This window comes from Amycolatopsis sp. MtRt-6 (assembly GCF_017308975.1).
In the GTDB taxonomy this organism is placed as follows: Bacteria; Actinomycetota; Actinomycetes; order Mycobacteriales; family Pseudonocardiaceae; genus Amycolatopsis.
In genome coordinates, this window is record NZ_JADWPD010000014.1 from 66795 (window position 1) to 86215 (window position 19421).

Consider the following 19421-nt stretch of genomic DNA (forward strand, 5'->3'; position numbering starts at 1 on the left):
CCCCGCACAGCTCGTGGAGGCATCCCATGGTTGATCGGCTGAACTACCGCATCGAGGTCACCGGGCCGGTCGAGGGCCGGTTCGCGGAGATCCTGACCCCGGCGGCACTCGACTTCCTTGCCAAGCTGGACAACACGTTCGCCGGTCGCCGGCGCGAGCTGCTCGACGCCCGCCGCGTGCGGCGCGAGGAACTGCAGTCGGGCGAGAAGCCGCTCGGCTTCCTGCCCGAGACCCGCCGGATCCGCGACGACGAGTCGTGGCACGTCGCCCCGACCGCGCCGGGCCTGGAGGACCGCCGCGTCGAGATCACCGGCCCGACCGACCGCAAGATGACGGTCAACGCGCTGAACTCCGGCGCCAAGGTCTGGCTGGCGGACTTCGAGGACGCGACGTCGCCGACGTGGCACAACGTCATCGACGGCCAGCTCAACCTGTACGACGCGATCCGCCGCAACATCGACTTCACGACCGAGGCGGGCAAGCGCTACACGATCGGCGACGACCCGGCGACGATCGTCGCGCGGCCCCGCGGCTGGCACCTGGTGGAGAAGCACATCCGCATCGACGGCCGTCCGGTGTCGGCGAGCTTGGTCGACTTCGGCCTGTACTTCTTCCACAACGCGCGCCAGCTGCTCGCCCGCGGCGCCGGCCCGTACTTCTACCTGCCGAAGCTGGAGAACCACCTCGAAGCGCGCCTGTGGAACGACGTCTTCCTGCTGGCGCAGCGCGAGCTCGGCATCCCGCGCGGCACGATCCGCGCCACCGTGCTGATCGAGACGATCACCGCCGCGTTCGAGATGGACGAAATCCTCTACGAGCTGCGCGAGCACGCCGCGGGCCTGAACGCCGGCCGCTGGGACTACATCTTCAGCCTCATCAAGAACTTCGCCGCGCACGGCGCCGACTTCGTGCTGCCGGACCGCGCGCAGGTCACGATGACCGTGCCGTTCATGCGGGCCTACACCGAGCTGCTCGTGCGCACCTGCCACCGGCGCGGTGCGCACGCCATCGGCGGCATGGCCGCGTTCATCCCGAGCAAGGACCCTTCGGTCAACGCCACCGCGGTCGAGAAGGTCCGCGCGGACAAGGAACGCGAGGCCGGCGACGGTTTCGACGGCTCGTGGGTCGCGCACCCCGGCCTGGTCCCGATCTGCCGCGAGGTCTTCGACGGCGTGCTCGGCGGCTGGCCGAACCAGCTCGGCAAGCTGCGCGAGGACGTCCACGTCACCGCCGAGGACCTGCTCGACGTGGCCAGCGCCGGCGGCGAGGTCACCGAGGCGGGCGTGCGCGCGAACATCAACGTCGCGCTGCGCTACGTCGACGCGTGGCTGCGCGGCACCGGCGCGGCGGCGATCCACAACCTGATGGAGGACGCGGCCACCGCGGAGATCGCCCGCTGCCAGGTCTGGCAGTGGATCCGCAACGGCACGAAGCTCGAGGACGGCACGGCGCTGACCCGCGAGCTGGCTGTCGAATTCTTGGACGACGAACTCGCCTCGGTGCGCGCCGAGCTGGGCGCGGGCAACCGCCTCGACGACGCGTACGAGATCTTCACCGAAACCGCGCTGGGCGAGAAGCTGCCGAGCTTCCTCACCACGGGTGCCTACGCGCGGTACCTCACGGACGCCCGGTAGCAGGGGCCCCGGCCTCCCCTACCTGACGAGGGGAGGCCGGATTCCACACTGTTGGGATGGTGTGGGTCCGGACCGGTCCCGGTGGCGGTGGCTCCCCGCCACCGGGACCGGTTCATTTGTGCGTCAGCGAGACGAAACCGCCACTTGACGAACGCCGGCCCGTCGTCCGGCGACGCGTGCAGGCTCGCCCGCCGGCCTCGACGACGGAACAGGCGCACAGGGGCCCCATCCGGGCGACCGTCACCCGGCTCGCGCTCGATCCGGGGCTGACGCTCACCCCCGCGCGGCCAGCAGGACCTTCGCCGCCTCGCCGGCCGTCTCCGCTTCGCGCGGATCGCCGGTGATGGCGGCGAGCACGGTCGCGCCCTCCATGAGCGAGAACAGCTGGTCGGCGAGGTTCTGGTCGGAAACGAGACCACGGAGGTAGGCCCGGACCTCGTCCTTGTGCTTGCGGATCGCGGCGGCGATGCCCGGCGTGGGCTCGCCGAACTCGCCGAAGGAGTTGATGAACGCGCAGCCGCGGAAGCCGGGCTCGGCGAACCAGTCCTTCAGCCACGCGAACACGGCCAACGGGTCGTCGCCGCGGGCGTGGACGAAATCGCGCAACGACCCCCGCCAGCGTTCGTCGCGGCGAAGCAGGTACGCCTCGACCAGGTCGTTCTTCGCCGGGAAGGTCTGGTAGAGCCGCTTGAGCGAGACGCCGGAGCGTTCGCGGACGGCGTCCATCCCGACCGCCTGCACGCCGTGGGCGTAGAAGAGGTCTTCGGCGGCCGCCAGCAGCCGGTCGGTCGCCTCCGTGGAATCCATGTCACCTGTCCCTGGCGCTGAGAATGATCGTTCTCTAGTCTAGCGGGAGCAGTGGAGAACGTACGTTCTCCGCGTTCGGAAGGAGCTCTCATGACCCCGCGCCCACCGTTCCCGCCGTTCGACGAGGACACCGCCCGGCAGAAGGTCCAGGCCGCCGAAGACGCGTGGAACACCCGCGACCCGGAGCGCGTCTCGCTCGCGTACACCGAGGACTCGGTCTGGCGCAATCGCGACCAATACGTCGTCGGACGCGCCCGGATCGTCGAGTTCCTGACCGGGAAGTGGGCGCGCGAGCTCGACTACGCGCTGCGCAAGGAGCTGTGGGGCTTCCGCGGCAACCGCGTCGGCGTCCGGTTCCAGTACGAGTCCCGGACCGCTGAGGGCCAGTGGTTCCGCAGCTACGGCAACGAGCTGTGGGAGTTCAGCGACGAAGGCCTGATGCGCCGCCGCGAAGCGAGCATCAACGACGTCCCGATCACCGAAGCCGACCGCCGCATCTTCGGCCCGCGGCCGGAGTCCGAGCACGGCGTGCTGTTGCCGATCTTCTGAGTCCGCTCTCGGCGGAACGACGTCCGGCCGTTCCGGACCGTGGGCATGCTCGGGCCATGACGACCTCGGCGTTCGGCGGCGAAGTGAGCGAGTACTACCAGCGGTTCCGCCGCGGCTACCCGCCTGAGGTGGCGGAGGAGGTGGCGACGGCGTTCGCGCTCACCCGCGACGACGTCGTTCTCGACCTCGGCTGCGGCACCGGCCAGCTCACCCGGGCCCTGGCTCCGCGCGTCGGGGCGGTACTGGGCATGGACCCGGAACCGGCGATGCTGGCCCAGGCCCGCCAGGCGACGACGGAGCCGAACGTCAGCTGGCTGCTCGGCGCGGACTCCGACGTCGGCGCGCTGACGTCGGCCCTCGGGCCGGGACGCCTGGCCGTGGTGACGGTGGCGCAGGCGTTGCACTGGATGGACCCCGAGCGGCTGTTCGCGGCGGTCCGCCCGCTGCTGCGTCCCGGCGGCGGTGTCGCGGTGGTGACCAACGGCGAGCCGCTGTGGCTGCAGGACACGGCGTGGTCGGCCGCGCTGCGGGAGGTCGTCGCCGCCTACCTCGGCGTCCCGCTGCACCGGACCTGCGGCACGGACGACGCGAGCCAGGAGCGGTACGCGAAGGCCCTCGCGGCCGCCGGCTACGCCGTGGCCTCGACGGTTGTCGAGTACTCCGCGCCGCTCAGCGTCGAGGAAATCGCCGGTGGTCTTTTTTCGGCCATGAGCCCGGAGCAGCTGCCGGGCCCGGACGCGAGGCCGGCGTTCACTGAACGCATCCGAGCGGCGGTCGCTCCGCACGGTCCGCTGCGGGAACGCGTCCGGGTCCGGCTGCTGACCGGAACCCGGTGAACCGAGGCGCCGATCGCCGCCGTTCCCCGAGTCCCCATGACCATCAGGTTGAGAGTTGCCGTCGCCATCGTTTTCGCCGAGTTTTCGCTCGCGTTCGCCGTGGACGGAATTGCGACCACGACCGTCCCGGCCGGTCCGGACTGCGTCCGGCCGTGCCGGTTCTGAGGTTCCGGCTACCTAGACTTCCGGGATCTCGGCCGGGACCGGTTCAAAGGCGTTGCCGGTGGCGATCTTCGGCCGGGGCAGCTCGATCGGTTCGCCCGGCTTCGCCCGCCGGTAGACCTCGGCGGTCGCTTCGGCGATCCGGCCCCAATCGAAGTCCGCGGCCAGCCGGGACTGCGCGGCCCGCGCGCGCTCGGCCGCGGCGTCGGCATCTGAGAGCACCGTCGTCACCGCGTTGGCCAAGGCCGCGACATCGCCGGGGCTGAAGGCCAGCCCGGTCTCGCCGTGCACGACGACCTCGCCGAGCCCGCCGGCCGTCGAAGCGACCAGCGGCGCCTTCGCGGCCGCGGCCTCCAGCGCGACGATCCCGAACGGCTCGTACCGGCTGGGCAGCACCACGGCGTCGGCCGCGGCCAGCGCCGCGCGGAGGTCGCGGTCGGAGAGGTGGCCGACGAAGTCGACCGCGCGCCGTACCCGCAGCTTCCGCGACTGTTCGACCAGCTCGTCGAAGTGTCGTCCTTTTCCGGCAACGACCACGCGGGTGCCCGGGTGGCGCCGCCGGATGCGGGGGAGCGCGGCCAGCAGGTCCTGCACGCCCTTCTCCCACTCGAGTCGTCCGAAATAGAGCAACAGCGGCGCACCGGCGGGGCTGTAGACCTCGCGGGCGCGCGCGATCTCGTCCGCGGGCACCTGCCAGCCGCGCTCCTCGATGCCGTTGTGGATCACCGTGACGTCGGCCGCCTCGACCTCGAAGAGGTGCGCGACCTCGCGGCGCATGGCCTGGGAGCAGGTGATCAGCGCGTCGGCGCGATTGGCCAGCCACCACTCGACCGAGTGAACCTGCTGGTTCAGCGGGTGCGACAGCCAGCCGGAGTGCCGGCCGGCCTCGGTCGCGTGGATCGTGCCGACCAATGGCACGCGCGCGGCCTCGGCGATCGCGATGGCCGGGTGGGCGACCAGCCAGTCGTGCGCGTGGACGACGTCGGGCTGCCAGGTGCGCAGCATGTCCTGCGCGGCGCGGATCATGGCATGCCCCATGGCCAGCGTCCAGGCGACGAGGTCCCGTTCGAACGTCACGTGCATCGGGTCTTCGGCGACCCGGACGATCCGCACGCCCTCGACGACGCGGTCGGTGCGGGGATGCGTCCCGGCGTCGGTGCCCGCGGCGTGCCGGCAGAGCACCACGACTTCGTGGCCCTGGCGGGCGAGGTGGGTGGCGAGCGCGTGGACGTGCCGAGCCAGGCCCCCGATGGCCACGGGCGGGTACTCCCAGGACAGCATCAGCACTCGCATGGGCAGAGGTTACTCGCGAGTCAGAAGGCCTCGACGCGCCCGTGCTCGCGAAGTGTTCACATGTGACCTCGATCACTGGCGAGCGTGGCGATCTCTGTCACCATCGGCCGGGATGACACCTCCCGAGGACCTCGCCTGGCGCCGGCTCGACCCGACTCTGCCGACCCCGTGGAGCGGCGACGTCGCTCCGGACAACGCCCTGCCCGAGTACCCGCGGCCCCAGCTGACCCGCCCGCGCTGGCTGAACCTCAACGGCGTCTGGGAGTACGCGGGCTGGCCGTCGTCGCCGGACGAACCACGGCCGTCGGGTTACGCCGAGCGCATCCTGGTCCCGTTCCCGCCCGAATCGGCGTTGTCGGGAATTCGACGACGCGACGAAGTCCTCTGGTACCGGCGCCTGGTCGAAATTCCGCCGGACTGGCGTGACCAGCGGATCTTGCTGCACTTCGGCGCGGTCGACCAGACGGCGAAGGTCTGGGTCAACAACCAGCTCGTCGCCACCCACGAAGGCGGCTACACGGCGTTCAGCGCGGACATCACCGACGTCCTGCGCGCCTCGGGACCGCAGGAGCTGACGGTCCGCGCCGAAGACCGCACCGACATCGAGCCCTTTCCGGTCGGGAAGCAGCGCAACGCGCCCGGCGGGATCTGCTACACGCCGTCGTCGGGAATCTGGCAAACGGTGTGGCTGGAGCCGGTCCCCGAGACCCGGATCGAGCGGCTGGACCTGACCCCGGACTTGACCGGTGTGACGGTGTTCCCGCAGGTCACCGGCGGCGCCGAGGTCGTTGTCGTCATTTCGGCAAATGGCACCGAGGTGGCGCGGGCGTCGGGTCCGGCCGGCGCCGCGGTGCGCGTGGACGTTCCCTCGCCGCGCCTCTGGACGCCCGACGACCCGCACCTCTACTCGCTGTGCGTCCAGCTGCTCGACGACCGTGGTGTGATTTCGGACGAGGTCGGCAGCTACGCCGGCCTCCGGACGATCGGCCTGGTCCCGGACCGGCAAGGACGCCCGCGGATCGCGCTCAACGGCCGTGTCACTTTTCTGCACGGCCCGCTCGACCAGGGCTACTGGCCGGACGGCATCTCGACCGCGCCCACCGACGACGCCCTGCGGTTCGATCTCGAGAAGACGAAGGAGCTGGGCTTCAACTTCGTCCGCAAGCACGTCAAGGTCGAGCCGGCCCGCTGGTACTACTGGGCCGACACGCTGGGCTTGGTCGTCTGGCAGGACATGCCGTCGCTGACCGTGTCGTTCGACGGCCCGCCGGGGATCGCGCCGGACCCCGTCCCGCGGGCACGCGAGCGCTTCGAGGCGGAGCTGGCCGAACTGGTGACCCAGCTGCGCGCGGTGCCGTCGATCGTCGGCTGGGTCCCGTTCAACGAGGGCTGGGGCGAGTTCGACACGGCCCGTGTCGCGGAACTGGTCAAAACCCTCGACCCGGCCCGGCTGGTGATCGCGAACAGCGGCGTCAACTGCTGCTTCTCGCGGCCGGACAGCGGCGCGGGCGACGTCTACGACGACCACACGTACGTGGGTCCGGGCGCCCCGTCGGTGCGCGACGGCCGCGCGATCGTCGACGGCGAGTACGGCGGTCTTGGTCTGGTTTTGGACGACCACCGCTGGCCCGGCCCGCCGAACGCGTACGAGATGACGCCGACGCGGGAGCGGCTCACCGAGCGCTACGCCGAGGTGAGCGCCGCCCTCGAGCGGGTCGTGGCGGAGCGCGGTTTGTCCGGGGCCGTCTACACCCAGACGACGGATGTCGAAAACGAGGTCAACGGGCTACTGACTTACGACCGTCGCGTGGTCAAGGTGGATCCGGCAGTGGTCGCGAAGTGCGTGCGTGCGGTGATCGAAATGGGCTCGTCCTGATTTCGGCTGTTCCGCGAAATGCGTGAAGGTGCCGGGGCGGCGGCCGCCCCGGCACGGTCGGGACCTACAGGTGCAACCAGAGGTGAAGACCCAGGATGTGGATGTGCCCGTGGTGGTGGTGATGGTGGTGGTGGCCCACACATACCAGCAGGCAGTGGCGAGCCTGGACGTCCGCCCCGTATCGCGGCGCGGCCGACGCCGTGCCCGCCGCGGGGCCGGCCAGGAGCAGTCCGAGTGCCACGGGGAACGCGGCCAGCGCGGCCCGGTGTCTGGTTGTGCTCATCGGTGATCCCTTCTCGCCCGAGACGGCGCCGGAATGGCGCCGGGAGAATTATTCGGGGCGATCCGGGGAAAACGACAGGCTGGTCACCCGCAATTCGACCGTCCGGCTCACGACAATCATTTTCGGTTGCGTTTGCGTGATACCTGAACGGCCGCTGATTTCCACCGATCCGGTGAATTCCGGCGACGAGCGGGGGACTGGTGTCCCCCGCCGTGCTGTCACGCGGGCAGTGCGGCTTCGATGGCCTTGACGACCGTCTCGTCCTCGGGCTCGGTGCGCGGCCGGAACCGTGCCAGGACCTCGCCGTCGGCGCCGATCAGGAACTTCTCGAAGTTCCACTGGACGTCGCCCGCCATGCCCTCGGCGTCGGCGGTCTCGGTCAGCTCGGCGTAGAGCGGGTGCCGGTCTTCGCCGTTGACGTCGATCTTCTCGAACAGCGGGAACGTGACGCCGTAGGTCGTCGAGCAGAACGTCTGGATCTCCTCCGCGCTGCCCGGTTCCTGACCGGCGAACTGGTTGCACGGGAACCCGACGACGGAGAAACCCCGCGCGCCGAAGCGTTCCTGAAGCCGCTCGAGACCGGAGTACTGCGGGGTCAGGCCGCACTTCGACGCCACGTTGACCACGAGCAGCGCCTTGCCGGCGAACTCGCCCAGCGAGCTGTCCCGCCCATCGAGGGTCTTGAGCGGAATTTCGTGGATTCCCATCGGGTGAGTCCCTTTCAGTCGTGCTTCAGCGCTCGGGCGTCGAGGTGCCCGAACGGTCCGTCGTCGGCCCGGTAAGCGGCGGCGAGCTCCTCGGCCCGCGCGCGATCGCCGCGGCGCAGCAGTCCGGCGAGCGCGTCGAAGCGCTCGGTGTGGACCGCCGCGCGACGACGGGCGTAGTCCGCGGCCGAGTTCTTGGTGACCATGAACGCCCAGTCGCTTTCCAGCGCCAGCATGGCCTCGGCGACGGCCTGGTCGGCGACGACGTCCCGAGCCGTCCGGTCCAGGCCCCGGACCAGGTCGAGCAGCCGGTCCTGCAACGCCGCGTTGGCGGCCACCATGTCCTTGACCTGCTCGCCGTCCCAGACGCGCCAGTCCTTGCCCGACCCCCACGACGAGGAAGGCAGGTCGATCGGCGCGCCGACGTGCCCCGCTTCCATCGCGCCCCGCAGGGTCGTCACCCGCACGCCGGCCTCGGGAAGCGCGCGCAGCACGCCTTCCAGCCACGCCGGTCCTTCGTGCCACCAGTGCCCGAACAGCTCCGTGTCGTACGCGGCGACCACGAGCGCCTCACGCCCGTGTTGCCGCTTCAGCGACCGCAGCCGCGTCACGACGGTCTCGACGAAGTCCTTGACGTGCGTTCCCAGCACGTCGGCGGCGAGCGCCGGGTCGTAGGGCGCCTTGTCCTGCGGCTCGACCGTCTTGCCGGTGACCCGCGCCGCCTTGAGCCCGACCTCGTGCTGCCAGGTGTGGAAGTCGCGGTAGGCGGCGTGACCGGGGTAGCCGGCCTTCGGCGACCAGACGCGGTAGGTGACCTCGAGGTCCCGGCCGAACGCGAGGACGTCGGTGTCGCCGACCGGCCGCGCCGCCCAGGTCTCGCCACGCAGCGACGGGCCGTCGACCAGGAACCGCCGCACGCCCGCGGCGGCGTAGTCGTTTTCCATACCAGGCGCGTAGCCGCACTCGGGCGCCCAGATTCCCTCGGGCCGCGTCCCGAGCCGCAGGGCCGTGTCGGCGAGCCCGGCGTTCAGCGCGAACTCCCGCACCCGCGGGTCGAGCAGCGGCTGGAACGGGTGGGCCAGCGGGCCGCCGAGCAGCTCGATGGTCGCATTGTCGACCAAGGACCGGAGGACGGGGGAGAAGCCGTGCCGCCAGCGCGTCCCGAGCTCTTCGGCCGCGCGGACGGCGGTCCGGTGTTCGGCCGCGGCGAGCTCGCGCAGCAGCGGGTCGCCGCGCCACAGCGTCGCCGCGTGCTGGGCGCGCAGCTGCCAGTGGCCGAGCCAGTCGTGGAACGCGCGGATGCTGTACGGGTCGTCGAGCTGCGCGGCCAGCACCGGCGTGACACCCAGCGTCAGCACGTCCTGGCGGCCCTCGTCGGCGAAGCGCTCCAGGAGCTCGACCATCGGCAGGTAGGAGTGCGCCCACGCCTGGTAGAGCCACTCCTCGCCGACCGGCCAGCTCCCGTGGTGCGGCAGCCACGGCAGGTGGCTGTGCACGACGAGGCAGAAGGTGCCCTCGCTCATCGGCGCACCGCCACGGCGATCAGGTCGAGGCTCGCGTCGAGGTCGTCGCCGTGGATGTCGAACCCGGTGGCCTCGATCGCGGCGACGTCGGCGAGCAGGGCCTCCGGCCACTCGGCCTGCCCCGGCAGCTTGCCCATGACCACGTCGAGCTGGGCGTCGATGATCGAGCCGCCGTAGCGTTCGTCGAGGGCGCGCACGGCCTCGCCGTGGTGCAGCCCGTGCAGCGTCTCGACTTCGAAGCCGGCGTCGGTGAGCAGCCCGGCCAGCTCCGACGGCGCCAGCTCGCGGGTGTGGAACGGGTTCAGCGGCGTGTCGCTGTCCGGGGTGAAGGTCAGCCGGTTCGGCGTCGTGACCAGCAGTTTGCCGTTTTCCGGCAACACCCGCCGGCACTCGGCGAGGAACCCGGCCTGGTCCCACAGGTGCTCGATGACCTGGAAGTTGGCCACGACGTCGACCGCGCAGTCCCGCAGCGGCAGGAAGGCCAGGTTCGCCCGCGCGACGGCGGCCTCGGGGTAGCGGCGGGCGACGTGCTCGGTGGTCGGGACGTCGTAGTCCAGCGCGAGCACCCGGCGGGCCGTCGTCGCGAGGAGGCTCGCGCCGTAGCCCTCGCCGCAGCCGGCTTCGAGCACCGTCGCGTCCACGCAGTGGGGGAGCAGGGCGGCGTACGCGGCTTCGTGGCGGCGGAACCAGTAGTTTTCCTCGGCGATGCCGGGGACGGTCCGCTCGCCGGTCAGGTGCAGCGCCTCGGCCCGGGTGGCTGGGGTGGTCACCTCCGCGACCCTAGCGGGTGTCACGTCCGGCACCGCCGTCTCGTTCCGTGGTCATGCAACGAACCATCACCCGCGTACTGCTCGTCGTCTTCGGCCTGGTCGAGGCGGTGGTCGGAATCTGGCCACTGGTGTCGCCGACCGGGTTCTACCAGGACTTTCCCGGCTTCCGCACCGGCTGGGTGTCGATGGACGGACCGTTCAACGAGCACCTCCTGCGCGACTTCGGCGGCCTCAACCTGGGCCTCGCGGCGCTGCTGATCGGGGCCGCCGTGATCGGCACCACAGCGGTCGCGCGGCTCGCGGCCGTCTCGGCGCTGCTGTTCGGCGTCCCGCACTTCCTCTACCACCTCGGCCACGTCGCGCACTTCGAGCGGATCGACCAGGTGCTCGTCATCGGGACGACCGGGCTCGGGGTACTGCTGCCGCTGGTGGTCCTGCTGCTCCCGGCGCGGCGGGTCAGCCCACCGGCGACACCGTGATGCCGAGCGCGCCGGGGCCGAGGTGCGCGCCGATGACCGTGCTCGCCTCGACGACCATGCTTTCGGCCATCGCCGGCACCCGGCGCTCGATCTGCCTGCCGATCTCCAGCTCGTGGTCGCTGGCCCCGAAGCGGGTCACGGCGATGTCGGCGCGGAAGCCGCCGGACTTCTTGACCGCGAGATCGACCATCTTCGCCAGCGCACGGCGTGTGCCGGGGACGCGGGCGAGCGGCGCGACCTCGCCGTCCTTGACCGTGAGCAGCGGCTTGATCGAGAACGCGGTGCCGAGCATGGCCTGCGCGGCGCCGATCCGGCCGCCACGGCGGAGGTACTCGAGGGTGTCGACGTAGATGAACTCGGTGCTCGTGGTGCACCGGCGTTCGGCGGCTTCGATGACGCGGCCGGCGTCCGCGCCGGCCGCCGCGGCCCGTGCGGCGGACACGGCGGCGAAGCCGAGGCTCATGCCGGTGGTCCGGCTGTCCAGGACGTGCACCGGGATGCGGATCTGCTGGGCGGCCTCCCGGGCCGCGCGGACCGTGTCGGACATGCGGCCGGAGATGTGGATGCTGACGATGGCGGTCGCGCCGGCGGCGGCCGCCTCCTGGTAGGTCCAGAAGAACGCCCCCGGATCCGGGGGCGCGGTGGTGATCGTCTGCCCGGCTCTCATGGCGTCGAGCACCTCGCCGCGGTCGAAGCGGTTTTCGTCGTCGAAGTGACCACCCAGGTTCAGCTGGATCTGGACGACCCCGATGGCCCAGCGGGAGGCGACGAGGTCAGGCAGGCAAGAGCTCGAGTCGGTGATGACGGCGATGCGCGCGGGCATGGTGGGGGAGGTTAATGCCTGACACCCACTGCGAGTAGGCCGTGGTTGGTCCGATCGGACGAACGGCAGTTCGGGTGGGGTAACCGGTCGACTACCGGGACGATCGTCCCAGTAGATTGCTCATCCAGGTGAATGGCGTCACCTCGACGGGTACTCCAGGCGGAAAGCCCCTAATCTACCGGCCAGTAGAGCACTGTCCCGTGGTCGACCGCGGGCCACGAACCGGGAGGTCGAAGCAGACCCATGACCAACATCGTCGTCCTGGTCAAGCAGGTACCGGACACCTACTCGGAGCGGAAGCTCAACGGGTCCGACCACACCCTTGACCGCGAATCCGCCGACGCCGTGCTCGACGAGATCAACGAGAAGGCCGTCGAAGAGGCGCTGAAGATCAAGGAAGCCGGCGAGGGCGAGGTCACCGTGATCTCGGTGGGCCCGGACCGCGCGACCGACGCCATCCGCAAGGCGCTGTCGATGGGCGCCGACAAGGCCATCCACGTCTCCGACGAGGCGCTCCACGGCTCCGACGCGATCGCCACCGCCAAGGTGCTCGCCGCCGCGATCGGCAAGGTCGAGGGCTTCGACCTGGTCATCGCCGGCAACGAGTCGTCCGACGGCCGCGGTGGCGCCATCCCGGCGATCCTCGCCGAGCTGCTCGGCCTGCCGCAGGTGACCTACGTGCGTGAGCTGACCGTCGACGGTTCGACGATCAAGGCCACCCGCGAGACCGAGGACGGCCTGACCCACCTCGAGGCGAGCCTTCCCGCGATCGTGAGCGTCGGCGAGAAGATCAACGAGCCGCGCTACCCGTCCTTCAAGGGCATCATGGCCGCGAAGAAGAAGCCGGTCGAGACGTTCACCATCGCCGACCTGGGCGTCGACGCGGGCGAGGTCGGTCTCGCCAACGCGTGGTCCCAGGTGACCGAGTCCGCGCCCAAGCCGCCGCGCACCGCCGGCGAAAAGGTCGAGGACGAGGGTGACGGCGGCACCAAGGTCGCCGAGTACCTGGTCGGCCAGAAGCTCATCTGACAACGGCTCTTCGAGGAGGAAGTAGAACCATGGCTGAAGTACTCGTCCTCGTCGACCACGTCGACGGTGAGGTCAAGAAGGTCACGCTCGAGCTGCTGACCGCCGCCCGCGCGCTCGGTGAGCCGTCGGCCGTCGTCGTCGGCCCGACCGGGACCGCCGCGAAGGCGAAGCAGGCCTTGGCGTCGCACGGCGCCGCCAAGGTGTATGTCGCGGAAGGCGACGACGCCGCGAACTACCTGGTCACGCCGAAGGTGGACGTGCTCGCCGCGCTGGCGCAGCAGGCGTCCCCGGCCGCTGTGCTCGTCACCGCCAGCGGTGAGGGCAAGGAGGTCGCCGCCCGCCTGGCCGTGCGCCTGGGCTCCGGCCTGATCTACGACGCCGTGGGCGTCAACGGCGACGGCGTCATCGACCAGTCCATCTTCGGTGGCGCGTTCTCGGTGAAGTCCAAGTCCGCGAAGGGCGCGCCGGTCGTCTCCATCCGCCCGGGCGCGGTCGAGGCCGAGCCCGCCGAGGGCGCGGCGGCCGAAGAGACCGTCGAGCTCCCCGCCGTCGACGCGGCGAAGGCCACCAAGATCACCGGCGTCGAGCCGGTGACCGGTGGCGACCGGCCGGAGCTGACCGAGGCGTCGATCGTGGTCTCCGGTGGCCGCGGCGTCGGCTCGGCGGAGAAGTTCGACGTCGTCGAGAAGCTGGCCGACTCGCTCGGCGCGGCCGTCGGCGCGTCGCGTGCCGCCGTCGACTCCGGCTACTACCCGGCGCAGTTCCAGGTGGGCCAGACCGGCAAGACGGTTTCGCCGCAGCTGTACATCGCGCTCGGCATCTCCGGCGCGATCCAGCACCGCGCCGGCATGCAGACGTCGAAGACGATCATCGCCGTCAACAAGGACCCGGAGGCGCCGATCTTCGAGATCGCCGACTTCGGCATCGTCGGCGACCTGTTCAACGTCGCGCCGCAGCTGACCGAGGCGGTCGAGAAGCGCAAGGGCTGATCTTCGCCCCACGAAGGGCCTTCCGGGATGCCCCGGAAGGCCCTTCGCGCGTTTTCGGGACAGAGAACCCGCCATTAACTGAACGTGCATTTATCGGTCATCGGATGGCACTCTCCGCGGCTTCCTCCGCGCAGGTACACCTTGACCATGACGACGTCACAGCTCCTCGTCAGCACTGATCAGGCGGGTGCCGAACTCCCCGCCGACGCCCCCCGGTACTCGCTTCTCGTCGCGCACGCGAACGACGAAGTGGTCGCCGCGCAGAAACTGCGGCACCGGGTTTTCGCCGAGGAAATGGGTGCGCGCCTCCACTCCCCGCGGCCCGGTCTCGACGTCGACGAGTTCGACGAGTTCTGCGACCACCTCGTGGTCCGCGACGACAACACGGGCGAGATCGTCGGCTGCTACCGCATGCTGCCGCCGGAGCGCGCGGCCCAGGCCGGCAAGCTCTACGCCGACAGCGAGTTCGACCTGACCGCCATCGACGCCCTGCGCCCGTCGCTGGTCGAGACCGGCCGGTCGTGCGTGCACCCGGACCACCGCAGCGGCGCCGTCGTGAGCCTGGTCTGGGCCGGGATCGCCCGCTACATGCTGCTCTCCGGCCACCGCTACCTCGCCGGCTGCGCGTCCGTCCCGCTGGTGGACGACGGCGCCGTCGCCGCCGGCGTGTGGGACGTCCTGCGCACCAAGCACTACTCCGGCGAGGCCACGCGCGTCAGGCCGTTGATCCCCTGGGACCCCTCGGGCATCGAGCGCCCGGCGCGAGCCATCCTGCCGCCGTTGATCAAGGGCTACGTCCGGCTCGGCGCCAAGGCCTGCGGGCCGCCCGCGCTCGACGCCGACTTCGGCGTCGCGGACTTTTTCGTGGTGCTGGACCTGCACAACGTCGACGAGCGGTACCTCAAGTTCTTCCTCGGGGGCCGGGGATGAGCCACGCCTGGATGCCGTCCTCGCCGTGCGGCGACGGCTGCCTGACGGCCGACGACCCGGTGGTCGGTTTTTGGCGACGGGCCCTGCGCTTCACGGCGGCGATCTCGGTAGTCCTCGCGGCGGTGGTGTCCGCGCCCCTGCTGCTCGTCGCTCCGGGCCGTGACCGCCTGCTCCGGTTGGTCTTCCGCGGCATGCTGCGGGCGTTCGGCGTCCGGCTGGACATCCGGGGCGGCGCCGACTTCCTGACCGCGCCCGCCGGCCGTGGCGCGCTGGTGGTCAACAACCACATCTCCTGGCTGGACATCGTCGCGATCAACGCGCTGCGGCCGATGCGCGCGCTGGCGAAGAAGGAGATCGCGGGCTGGCCGGTGCTCGGCGGCCTGGTCCGCCGCGGCGGCAGCATCTTCCTCGACCGCGAACGGCTGACGACGTTGCCCGCCACGATGGCGTCGCTGGCCGACGCGCTCCGGACGGGCTCACTGGTGAGCGTGACGCCGGAGGGCACGACGTGGTGCGGCCTGGCCTCGGGCCGCTTCACGACGGCGACGTTCCAGGCGGCCATCGACGGCGGCGTCCCGGTGCGCCCGATCGCACTCCGGTACCGCCTCGCCGACGGCCGCGAGACGAGCCGTCCGGCGTTCATCGGGCCGGAGTCGCTGATCGCGTCCCTGCGCCGCGTCGCGGCCCTGCGCGGCCTGGTGCTCGAGATCCATGTCTGCCCGGAGATCGCCCCGGGTCGCGCGGAGACCCGCCGCGAGCTGGCCGCCCTCGCCGAGGCAGCGGTCCACTCGGCACTGGGCACGGTGCAGATCCCGGCCCAGCAGCGGCGCCGGACCCCACGCCGCCAAACGGCCCCGCTGGCTTCGCCTCCCGCGAAGTGACCCGGGTCCTGTCGCCGCGACCCGGCGACAGGCCCGGGTGGGGTCGCGTCGGTCAGCCGATGGCGATGGTCAGTTTTCCGCCAGGGTGGCCGCTCTCGCTTTCGACCTGCGCCGCGGCCGCCTCGGCCAGCGGATAGCTGTTGCCCTGCGCGACGCCGACACCGCGGTCGGTCACCCAGCCGGCGATCCCCTCGAGGACCGCACGGGACTGTTCGCCCCCGCTGGAGAACGGGATCCCCAGCTCGAACGCGGCCGCATCGGCGATGGTGATGATCCGGTCCTTGGTGCCTCGCAGCTCGACGGACTCCGGCAGCACCCCGTGCCCGGTCGCGTCGAACACGGCGTCCACCGGGCCGGACGTGGCCTCGCGGACCCGCTCCACCCAGCCGTCGCCGTAGCGGACGGGCACGACACCCAGCGACTTCAGGTCGTCGAGGCTCCGGCTTCCCCCGGTCCCGATGACAGTCACCCCCTGCGCGACGGCGACCTGAGCGGCGAACCGCCCGACCGTGCCGCTGGCGCCGTGCAGCAGCAGCGTCTCGCCCTCGCGGACCCCGAGCAGCCCGAGGACGCGAAGCGCGGTCTCGCCGGCGACCGGCAGCGCGGCGGCATCGGCCCACGAGAGGCTCGCGGGCTTGGGCGCGATCGTCTTCGCGAGCGCGTACTCGGCGTAGGCGCCGGTCTCCGACCAGCCGAACACTTCGTCGCCCACGGCGAAGTCCGCGCCCGCCCCGACGGCGTCGACGACCCCGGCGACTTCGAGGCCGGGGATGTGGGGGAACGGGACCTGGAAGTTCTGCTGCATGGCGCCGTTGCGGATCTTCCAGTCGATCGGGTTGACCCCGGCGACCCGGACGGCCAGCCGCACTTGTCCCGGGCCGGGCTCCGGCACCGGGACGTCGGCCTGCCCCAGGACTTCCGGCCCGCCGTATGCGGAGAAGGTGATCGCTCGCATGGTGTTGTCTCGCTCCTCGGTTCGTGACCTTCGGTTCGAATGTCCTCTCTCGCAAGTCAACCCGCCCGGCCGAGTGGCCGAACCGCCCGGACGAGCAGTGTTCACTAGCCGGACGAGCAGGTCGCCGCATCGCGGACGCGCCTACCTTGGAGGCCATGGACGCTTCCTGGTCGGATCCCCGGCACGTACTGGACGTCGTCGAGCGGCTCCTGTCGGCACCGCGGCCCCAGTTGCTCAGCCGGTTCGCCGCCGAGCTGGGCAAGCTGATCCCGCACCGTGCGGCCGCAATGCAGACGGGCGACTGCCCCCGCAGCCCGCTCAAGGTCATCGGCGACGAAGCGGTCACGCAGGCCGTGACGAGCGTCGAGCTGCAGCGGCTGGCCGACCGCAGCGAGCCGGGCAAGGCGCTGGTCATCGACGGCATGCTCGGCGGCGCCGAGCGCCGGCTGGTCCTGCTCACCTCGACACCGGCCGTCGGCAAGGGTGCGGTGATCGCCGTGGTACCGGTGGCCGCGGAGCCGCCGTCCGCGGAGCTGGAGCTGGCGGCCCAGCTGTGGGACATCGTCAGCACCGACGCGGGCCAGCGGGCGACGGACCCGGGCCCGGACGTCCTGGCCAGCAGCATTGCCGCGGCGTCCGCGCGCGCTCAGGCGATCACCGACCTCGGTCAGACGCACGCGGCAACCCTGACCACGCTCCTGGCGGTCCTCCGCTCCGGCCGGCTTTCCGACGCCGTCGCCCGCCGCACGGCGGTCGACCTCGCCGCCGACGCGCTGCTCGAGCTCAGAGGGGCCGTCGACCGCGACGAGGTCCTGTCCGCAGAGCAGGCGGACGCGGCGTTCGCCGTCCTCAAGACCCAGCTGGCCGACCTGGTCCGGCACACCGAGGTCGACGTAGAGCTCGTCGACCCGGTTGGCGACGCGTCCCTCCCACAGGACATCGCCCACACGGCACGGACGCTGACTCGCGGCCTGGTACTCGCCGCCCTGGACCGTTCCGCGACCACGCGCTTGCGGGCATCGTGGCGCCTGGACGGCTCGATGCTCGGGATCACGGTCCGCGACGACTGCCCCGACGTCGCCGACGCGATCCCGCCCCGAGGCTTGACCGAGCGGCTCACGGCCCTTGGCGGCCGCTGGGAGGTCGACGCCGCGCCGGGCTGGGGCACGACGGTCACCGCGGTCCTCCCGCTCGGCGTGGCCGAACCGCCGGAGCTGCGTCCGCTCGATCGGCTCAACCCGCGCGAACTGGAAGTTCTGGCGGGTATCTCCCAAGGTCTGCGCAACCGGCAGATCGCCGAACAACTGCAGCTCAGCGAGCACACGGTCAAGTTCCACGTCCGCAACATCCTGGACAAGCTCGACGTGAGTTCCCGCGGCGAGGCGGCCGCGCTGGCCCGCGACCTGCCGCTGGAGCCGGTGGCACACCGCTCCGCCTGAGTCCGCCTTGACCTCCAGCGGGCTGGAGGTTGCACGCTGCTGATCATGGCCTCGACGATCGACTCGACACCCCGTCGCCGAAGTGTGCTCTGGAGTGCGGAACACCGGCTGACCACCATCGCGCTGCTGCTTGTGGTCACCTTGGTCGCGTTCGAGAGCATGGGCGTGGCAACGGCGATGCCCACCCTGGTCGCCGACCTCCACGGGGCGTCGCTCTATTCGTGGCCGTTCACGATCTTCCTGATCTCCAGCGTGGTGGCAACGGTGCTGTCAGGCCGGATCGGCGACCGCCGCGGCCCAGCGCCGGCACTACTGGCGGGACCCGTGTTGTTCGCCGTCGGCCTCGTGGTCGCGGGGACGGCGAGCGGGATGCCGATGCTCCTGCTCGGCCGCGCCCTGCAGGGCTTCGGCTCGGGCTTGCTCCTGGTCTCGGTTTCGCTTCTGATCGCGCTGACATTCACCGACCACGAACGCCCGGTCATCTACGCGGCGAACGCTGCCGCCTGGGTCCTGCCCGCGGTCATCGGGCCGTCGGTGGCCGGGGTCGTCACGGTCAGCGTCGGCTGGCGGTGGGTGTTCCTCGGCTTGGTTCCGCTCGTGGCCGTCGGTGTGCTCATGCTCGTGGTCGTCGTCCGACGCTTGCCCGCACACGCATCCGCCACGGACGGCCGCCAAGCGAGTGTGTCCCAGGCGATCATCGCCGCCCTCGGCGTCGCAGCGCTGACGTGGGCGGCCCAGCACCAGTCGCTCCTCGCGCTCGGCTACGGCACGGTCGGGCTCATCGCATTGGGGTACGCCCTCCGTAAGTTGTTGCCGGCCGGGACGTTGACGGCCCGTCCCGGCCTGCCGACGGTCATCGCCTCCCGCGCCCTCATCGCCGGCGCGTACGCAGGCATGGAGGCGTATCTGCCGCTGACGATGAGCGCGGTCCACGGTTACAGCCCCGCTCTCGCCGGCCTGCCGCTGACCATCACGGCCCTGGGCTGGTCCGCCGCGTCGGCGGCGCAGGGCCGGTTCCTCGACTGGTCGCGGGAGGCATCGCTGCGCACCGGGTTCTGGCTGGTCGCGGCCGGTCTGGTCGGCTTCGGCCTGGTTTCGCAGCCATGGTTCCCCGGCTGGGTCGCGTTCGTGGCGTGCGCGGTCGGCGGTGCCGGCATGGGGATCGCGATGCCCGCCATCTCCGTCCTCCTGTTCCGATACTCGCCAGAAGGCGAGCGCGGGTTCAACACCTCGGCGCTGCAGCTCGCGGACTGGGTCGGCTCCGCGCTGCTCATCGGCTTGGGCGGTGTCCTGCTCGGCGTGGTCGGCTCGGTTCTCGACCCGTCACCGGCGATGGCCCTGCTCACCGTGGCCTTGGTGGCGCTCGCGATGGTGGGTGTCCGGCTGACCGGGCGGTGGCCGTCAAAGGTGTGACAGCCCACTTCGAGGACCAGGGTGGGCTTCGTCACGCGCTGGAGCG

General features: G+C 71.2%; 20 protein-coding genes. 12 read left to right on the forward strand and 8 right to left on the reverse strand.

The window, feature by feature from the left end; all coding sequences use genetic code 11:
• Positions 1-26: 26 nt before the first annotated feature.
• Positions 27-1634 (forward strand): malate synthase A, encoded by a 1608-nt coding sequence (gene aceB / locus I4Q55_RS23735; protein ID WP_206790624.1) that lies wholly within the window; start codon positions 27-29, stop codon positions 1632-1634.
• A 273-nt stretch (positions 1635-1907) separates the two neighbouring features.
• On the opposite strand, the gene I4Q55_RS23740 is transcribed toward aceB, so the two are convergent.
• Positions 1908-2441, reverse strand: coding sequence for a TetR/AcrR family transcriptional regulator (locus I4Q55_RS23740; protein ID WP_206790625.1), 534 nt, complete (start codon positions 2439-2441; stop codon positions 1908-1910).
• A 90-nt stretch (positions 2442-2531) separates the two neighbouring features.
• Here I4Q55_RS23740 and I4Q55_RS23745 point away from each other — a divergent pair, with 90 nt between their 5' ends.
• Genes I4Q55_RS23745 through I4Q55_RS50210 form a run of 3 tightly spaced genes read left to right on the forward strand, consistent with a single transcriptional unit; the run spans position 2532 to position 3991 of the window.
• Positions 2532-2990 carry a nuclear transport factor 2 family protein gene (locus tag I4Q55_RS23745; RefSeq protein WP_206790626.1) on the forward strand — a complete coding sequence of 153 codons (459 nt, stop codon included), beginning with the start codon at positions 2532-2534 and terminating at the stop codon, positions 2988-2990.
• Positions 2991-3046: 56 nt separating this feature from the next.
• Entirely contained in the window at positions 3047-3826 is a 780-nt protein-coding gene (locus tag I4Q55_RS23750; RefSeq protein ID WP_206790627.1) for a class I SAM-dependent methyltransferase, read from the forward strand.
• A gap of 36 nt (positions 3827-3862) precedes the next feature.
• A complete protein-coding gene (locus I4Q55_RS50210) occupies positions 3863-3991 on the forward strand; it encodes a hypothetical protein (protein ID WP_277991952.1) in 129 nt (42 codons plus the stop codon).
• A 12-nt stretch (positions 3992-4003) separates the two neighbouring features.
• Here I4Q55_RS50210 and I4Q55_RS23755 read toward each other — a convergent pair whose 3' ends face one another.
• Positions 4004-5281 (reverse strand): glycosyltransferase family 4 protein, encoded by a 1278-nt coding sequence (locus tag I4Q55_RS23755; RefSeq protein ID WP_206790628.1) that lies wholly within the window; start codon positions 5279-5281, stop codon positions 4004-4006.
• Between the two features lie 112 nt (positions 5282-5393).
• On the opposite strand from I4Q55_RS23755, the gene I4Q55_RS23760 reads away from it, so the two are divergent.
• The gene (locus tag I4Q55_RS23760; protein ID WP_206790629.1) at positions 5394-7157 is read left to right on the forward strand and encodes a glycoside hydrolase family 2 protein; all 1764 of its coding nucleotides are present in this window, start codon (positions 5394-5396) and stop codon (positions 7155-7157) included.
• A gap of 64 nt (positions 7158-7221) precedes the next feature.
• On the opposite strand, the gene I4Q55_RS23765 is transcribed toward I4Q55_RS23760, so the two are convergent.
• From I4Q55_RS23765 to I4Q55_RS23780, 4 genes are all read right to left on the reverse strand, one after another.
• On the reverse strand, positions 7222-7440 hold the full coding sequence (locus I4Q55_RS23765) for a hypothetical protein (RefSeq protein WP_206790630.1): 219 nt from the start codon (positions 7438-7440) through the stop codon (positions 7222-7224).
• 218 nt (positions 7441-7658) lie between these two features.
• Positions 7659-8147, reverse strand: a complete 489-nt coding sequence (locus I4Q55_RS23770; RefSeq protein WP_206790631.1) for a glutathione peroxidase — start codon at positions 8145-8147, stop codon at positions 7659-7661.
• A gap of 14 nt (positions 8148-8161) precedes the next feature.
• Complete coding sequence (locus I4Q55_RS23775; RefSeq protein ID WP_206790633.1) at positions 8162-9667, reverse strand: glycoside hydrolase family 57 protein; 1506 nt, start codon at positions 9665-9667, stop codon at positions 8162-8164.
• Positions 9664-10437, reverse strand: coding sequence for a class I SAM-dependent methyltransferase (locus I4Q55_RS23780; protein WP_206790635.1), 774 nt, complete (start codon positions 10435-10437; stop codon positions 9664-9666). The genes I4Q55_RS23775 and I4Q55_RS23780 overlap by 4 nt, the downstream gene beginning before the upstream one ends.
• 53 nt (positions 10438-10490) lie before the next feature.
• Between I4Q55_RS23780 and I4Q55_RS23785 the strand changes: the two genes are divergently transcribed.
• Complete coding sequence (locus I4Q55_RS23785) at positions 10491-10916, forward strand: hypothetical protein (protein WP_206790637.1); 426 nt, start codon at positions 10491-10493, stop codon at positions 10914-10916.
• On the opposite strand, the gene I4Q55_RS23790 is transcribed toward I4Q55_RS23785, so the two are convergent.
• Positions 10894-11739 (reverse strand): DegV family protein, encoded by an 846-nt coding sequence (locus tag I4Q55_RS23790; protein ID WP_206790639.1) that lies wholly within the window; start codon positions 11737-11739, stop codon positions 10894-10896. The two genes, I4Q55_RS23785 and I4Q55_RS23790, sit on opposite strands and share 23 nt — an antisense overlap.
• Before the next feature lie 243 nt (positions 11740-11982).
• Here I4Q55_RS23790 and I4Q55_RS23795 point away from each other — a divergent pair, with 243 nt between their 5' ends.
• The 4 genes from I4Q55_RS23795 to I4Q55_RS23810 all read left to right on the forward strand — a co-directional run bounded on the left by I4Q55_RS23795 (position 11983) and on the right by I4Q55_RS23810 (position 15568).
• A complete protein-coding gene (locus tag I4Q55_RS23795; RefSeq protein WP_206790640.1) occupies positions 11983-12768 on the forward strand; it encodes an electron transfer flavoprotein subunit beta/FixA family protein in 786 nt (261 codons plus the stop codon).
• 29 nt (positions 12769-12797) lie between these two features.
• Positions 12798-13757, forward strand: a complete 960-nt coding sequence (locus tag I4Q55_RS23800) for an electron transfer flavoprotein subunit alpha/FixB family protein (RefSeq protein ID WP_043780820.1) — start codon at positions 12798-12800, stop codon at positions 13755-13757.
• Between the two features lie 147 nt (positions 13758-13904).
• On the forward strand, positions 13905-14687 hold the full coding sequence (locus I4Q55_RS23805; protein ID WP_206790641.1) for a GNAT family N-acetyltransferase: 783 nt from the start codon (positions 13905-13907) through the stop codon (positions 14685-14687).
• The gene (locus I4Q55_RS23810; protein ID WP_206790642.1) at positions 14684-15568 is read left to right on the forward strand and encodes a 1-acyl-sn-glycerol-3-phosphate acyltransferase; all 885 of its coding nucleotides are present in this window, start codon (positions 14684-14686) and stop codon (positions 15566-15568) included. Before I4Q55_RS23805 ends, I4Q55_RS23810 begins: the two co-directional genes overlap by 4 nt.
• Before the next feature lie 52 nt (positions 15569-15620).
• Here I4Q55_RS23810 and I4Q55_RS23815 read toward each other — a convergent pair whose 3' ends face one another.
• On the reverse strand, positions 15621-16523 hold the full coding sequence (locus I4Q55_RS23815; protein ID WP_206790643.1) for an NADP-dependent oxidoreductase: 903 nt from the start codon (positions 16521-16523) through the stop codon (positions 15621-15623).
• A 155-nt stretch (positions 16524-16678) separates the two neighbouring features.
• Between I4Q55_RS23815 and I4Q55_RS23820 the strand changes: the two genes are divergently transcribed.
• Both I4Q55_RS23820 and I4Q55_RS23825 read left to right on the forward strand, forming a co-directional pair.
• Positions 16679-17962: a LuxR family transcriptional regulator gene (locus I4Q55_RS23820; protein WP_206790644.1), complete on the forward strand. Its 1284-nt coding sequence runs from the start codon at positions 16679-16681 to the stop codon at positions 17960-17962.
• Positions 17963-18007: 45 nt separating this feature from the next.
• Positions 18008-19375 (forward strand): MFS transporter, encoded by a 1368-nt coding sequence (locus I4Q55_RS23825; protein ID WP_206790645.1) that lies wholly within the window; start codon positions 18008-18010, stop codon positions 19373-19375.
• The last annotated feature ends 46 nt before the right edge of the window (positions 19376-19421 follow it).